The following is a 4,082-nucleotide window of genomic DNA, read 5'->3' on the forward strand; positions in this document are numbered from 1 at the left end:
ATACATAAACGTAACAACATATTTTCATAAAACATATTCTAATCAATTTACTTTTAATCCTTTTGATAAATACCATGTCTTTTATGAAAAATTTGTAACGCCATATTTACCTTTAAATGAAAGAATTAAAACTATTTTAAAAGAACACAATCAAGTATATTCAGAAAACAAACAAGCATTTAATGGTTTAGGTATTTTTAATTTACGATTAACAATGGGTGCTGTTTGAAATAAAATACCTGATATTACCAAAAAACTTGTTTTAACAAATAAAGAAGAACGACCTGATTTATTTGAACTTGAATACTACGGATTTGAATATAACGATAATGACCCCAGTATTTATGTTTTACGAAATTATCGTAAATATATGCAAGAGTATAATTTACAAGATTTTTATAATTCCAATACAAAACAGTATCAATTTGATAGTTATTCCATTGGTGTTGATTATGCTAATGGTAGTGCTGATCATACGGTGTTTTTATTTAGTGGATATAAAATTAATGAAAACAACGAATATGATAAATATTTAATTGAAGAAAATGTTGTTACCCCAAAAAACGCAATGAATTTAAATGAAATAGTTGAATATTACGGACAATGAATAATTAATATATTTGATAAATTTGATGGTTTTGAATATGCTACATTTCATTATGATATTAATGCCCACGACTTTATGCAAAAATTGCAAGAAGATATTTATCCTTATTTGGGTTATAAAATTAAAATGTTTAAAGCCAAAAAACATCAAACATCACTAAATAAAGAAGCAGGCATAATAAATCGTGTAACATGAATAAGAAAAATGTTTGTTCAAGGCAAAATATATGGTATTTTAGATAACTTTCCATTTTTAGATAAGTGTATAAGTGAACTAAGATTTAGTGATACCAAAACAAACACACCCGATAGTAAAATGTACCACGACCCATATGATGCATTATTTTATGGTTCTTATCCGTATCGTTTTAAAATGGGAATATAAAAAAACGATTTTAGGCAGTTTAATTTTTTAGTATTAAATTATTTACCACATTTTCTATCGCTTTCTTTAATAGTAATTCACTTATCATCTATTTTTTGAATGATAAAACTACAATTTTCACATTTACTTAAATCTTCATCTAAACTTATTAATTTATGCATAATATTTTATTCTCCTTTTTATATTTATTTTATTTCTTGAATTAGTTCTTCGTATGCTTGTTTTTGTCGCCAATAATATTGATTATCCCATATACTAGCTAATTCATTTTCAGCAGATAAAAAAGATTTAGAACTTTTAATTCGGAAAGGAAAACAACAATTAAAAATATTTTTTTCTTTTAAATAACTTTCTATTATTTCTAAATTTTCATTATCTTTTATATTATTGAAAATAATATTATGTTTTGGTATATTTCGTTCAGTTTTATTTGCTATATATTTTAAACTATTAATTAAGTCTAATATTCCTTTAAAGCTACTTATGCCCTCATTTATTGGAATTAAAATTAAATCACTAATTAATAACCAATCTAGCGAAAAATCATCTACTGTTGGTGGATAGTCAATCAACACATAATGATAACTATCAAAAATTTCTTGGTTTTTTATGTAAATATTTTCAGCTATATTTTCTTTTTTGTTTTGATAATCATTATATAATTCTTTAATTAACAAATTTATATTTCGTAGTTTTTCACCACCAACAATAATATCAATATTTTTATATTTTGTTGGTTGAATTACTTTTTTAACTTTTATCTCTTCTAAATCTAAAATAACTTTATTTAAGGTTTTATTAAAATCTATGTTTTTATTACTAACAGCAAAAGAGATAGTTGCTTGTGTATCTAAATCAATTAATAAAACTTTTTTATTTTCCAAAGCGAATTTATATGCAACATTTTTGCAAAGGGTCGTTTTGCCGACCCCACCCTTTTTATTACTAAAACTAATCATTTTCATATTGCTTGTTTTCCTTTCCATAACGCTCTTTAAGAATTTCATTCATTAAAGTGGACATTTTCCATTTTCTTGTTTGTGCTTCTTTTTTAAAAGTTTCTACTAAATAAAAATCACAGGTTGTATTAGGCAATAAAACTTTTTTATTTTCTTTTACTTTATTTTTAAAAGATACAGAATTATCAATCATTTCTAATGTACTTTTTTTCTTAATTACTGGCATAATTTTATTCCTTTCTAATTTATTATATAATTAATATAATTTATTATATTAATTATATAATACCCAAAAGCATTACATTTTCAAGTATATTTTATATTATATAATTAATATAATAAATTATATTAATTATATAATATAAAATATAAAAATAAATGGGATTAAATATACTTAAATATTACCATTTCCCCGTGAAAATAACACTCAATGCGTTACAGACGACAATTTAATAACAGGCAACAAAAAACCTTATTTTATAGGGTTTTAATTAAAATAAATATGTTTTGGGCGAGCGGTTGATTTTCTTAAATTTTTATGATAAAATGACTTACAAGTTTGTAAAATATAAAAATTTCTGCGAGCCCAGATTTAGTACAATATAATCAGAATAATAATCATTATAATTCATTTCCTTTCTAAATAAAAATATTAAAATGCTTGACTTGCATATATATCTATATATAATATCAATGGATCTTGATAAAAAGTTTCAAGATAAGAAAGGAAATATATAAATGAAAAAACTTTTAAGTTTATTAAGTGTCTTAACAATTATTGGGGCTGCTGTACCAACAACAATTGCTGCTAGTCCTTATCAAAAAGAAGAAAATTTAAATAGAAATAAAAGAGATATTAGTAAAATTAATAATTTAATAAATGAAATAAAAAATATCAAATTTAATGGTATTTTAAAAGTTTTATATTATGGCCCCGCTCTAAATGGAGAAACTTTAAGAGCCCAAGATATGTTTACGTGGGGTAATAGATTATATTTTAGGTATCAAAATAGTGGGTGAATATATGAGTATGATCAACAAAGAAAAACTGTAGTTAGGGCAGAATTAAACCACAAAGTTTACGAATATCTAAATTTTGTTAATTGAAGTAATGTAATTAAAAATAATAAAAATATAATAAAATTAAATAATAAAGAATATTTTATAAAATCATCAGATCTTTATGAAAAAGATAAGAATAATAATACAGAACAAAAAATTACAAATGATAATATGATTATGGAAAATGGCATAATTTTAAATGATAAAATTTATCTTTTAAGTGATAATAATAAGTTATATGAATATTGACCATTTGAATCTATGTTAGAACAAGATGATTCACTTATAAGTTGAAAACAACTTTTTAATGATTGAAAAAATAATATGGATTTTGATTTTAAAAAAAATTTTACATCAAAATCAGAAAATGAAAAGAAATCATGAATAGATAATAAAAAACATGAATTATTAGTTAAAATTGATAATTTTAAAGATAAAATTAATATTATAAAAAATAGAGAAAGTATAGAACAATTAAAAATTCAATTTTCAAGTTTAGAACAAAAAATTGATAATTTAAAAATAAAAATTTATAATCTATTAAATAATTCTTCTAATTTATTAACAATGTGTGGTAATTTAACATCATTATTGTCTGCTGGAACTTCTGTTATTCCTGTTTTTGGTTCAATAACTTCTGCAGCTTTTGGAATAATTTCAGCTGGATGTTCAATAGCAAATACATAAATATAAACATTTTAAAAATTTATTAAAATAAATGGAAATTAATAATTTATTTCCATTTTTAATTAAATTAATAAATTATAAAAAAAGGTATTTAAAAGTGAAAAATATATTAAGTATTTTTTGAACAATAACTTTAATTGGAACAAGTACAACAAGTTTATTTTCTTGTAATACATTAAAATACAATGAAAAACAATTGAAAGAATTAAAAGAAAAACATAACATAAATACAAATGATGGTATTTTAGAATGAATAGCACCACCAGAAAAACCATTTAATAATGTTGATAATAAATGATATTATGTTGTATGACGAGGGGAAGAAAAAAATAATTGAAGAATAATTAATTTTAATTATAATTTTAATAATACAAAAAAAATAG

Annotated in this window: 5 protein-coding genes and 1 pseudogene; 3 read left to right on the plus strand and 3 right to left on the minus strand. The window is 21.7% G+C overall.

The window, feature by feature from the left end:
* Window positions 1-991: hypothetical protein (locus D9R21_RS07170; RefSeq protein ID WP_158613895.1), on the plus strand; the 991-nt coding region annotated here is incomplete at its 5' end.
* A gap of 38 nt (window positions 992-1,029) precedes the next feature.
* Here D9R21_RS07170 and D9R21_RS08550 read toward each other — a convergent pair.
* From D9R21_RS08550 to D9R21_RS04685, 3 genes are read right to left on the minus strand one after another with little or no spacing between them, the layout of a single operon-like run.
* A complete protein-coding gene (locus tag D9R21_RS08550) occupies window positions 1,030-1,152 on the minus strand; it encodes a hypothetical protein (protein ID WP_255416621.1) in 123 nt (40 codons plus the stop codon).
* Between the two features lie 24 nt (window positions 1,153-1,176).
* Window positions 1,177-1,956 carry a ParA family protein gene (locus D9R21_RS04680; protein WP_158613896.1) on the minus strand — a complete coding sequence of 260 codons (780 nt, stop codon included), beginning with the start codon at window positions 1,954-1,956 and terminating at the stop codon, window positions 1,177-1,179.
* The gene (locus D9R21_RS04685) at window positions 1,943-2,176 is read right to left on the minus strand and encodes a hypothetical protein (protein WP_126821298.1); all 234 of its coding nucleotides are present in this window, start codon (window positions 2,174-2,176) and stop codon (window positions 1,943-1,945) included. The genes D9R21_RS04680 and D9R21_RS04685 overlap by 14 nt, the downstream gene beginning before the upstream one ends.
* 512 nt (window positions 2,177-2,688) lie before the next feature.
* Between D9R21_RS04685 and D9R21_RS04690 the strand changes: the two genes are divergently transcribed.
* The gene (locus D9R21_RS04690) at window positions 2,689-3,699 is read left to right on the plus strand and encodes a hypothetical protein (RefSeq protein ID WP_126821299.1); all 1,011 of its coding nucleotides are present in this window, start codon (window positions 2,689-2,691) and stop codon (window positions 3,697-3,699) included.
* 97 nt (window positions 3,700-3,796) lie between these two features.
* A pseudogene (locus tag D9R21_RS04695) lies at window positions 3,797-4,082 on the plus strand (hypothetical protein); the annotation flags it as partial.

Source organism: Spiroplasma endosymbiont of Megaselia nigra (genome assembly GCF_003987485.1).
In the GTDB taxonomy this organism is placed as follows: Bacteria; Bacillota_I; Bacilli_A; order Mycoplasmatales; family Mycoplasmataceae; genus Spiroplasma.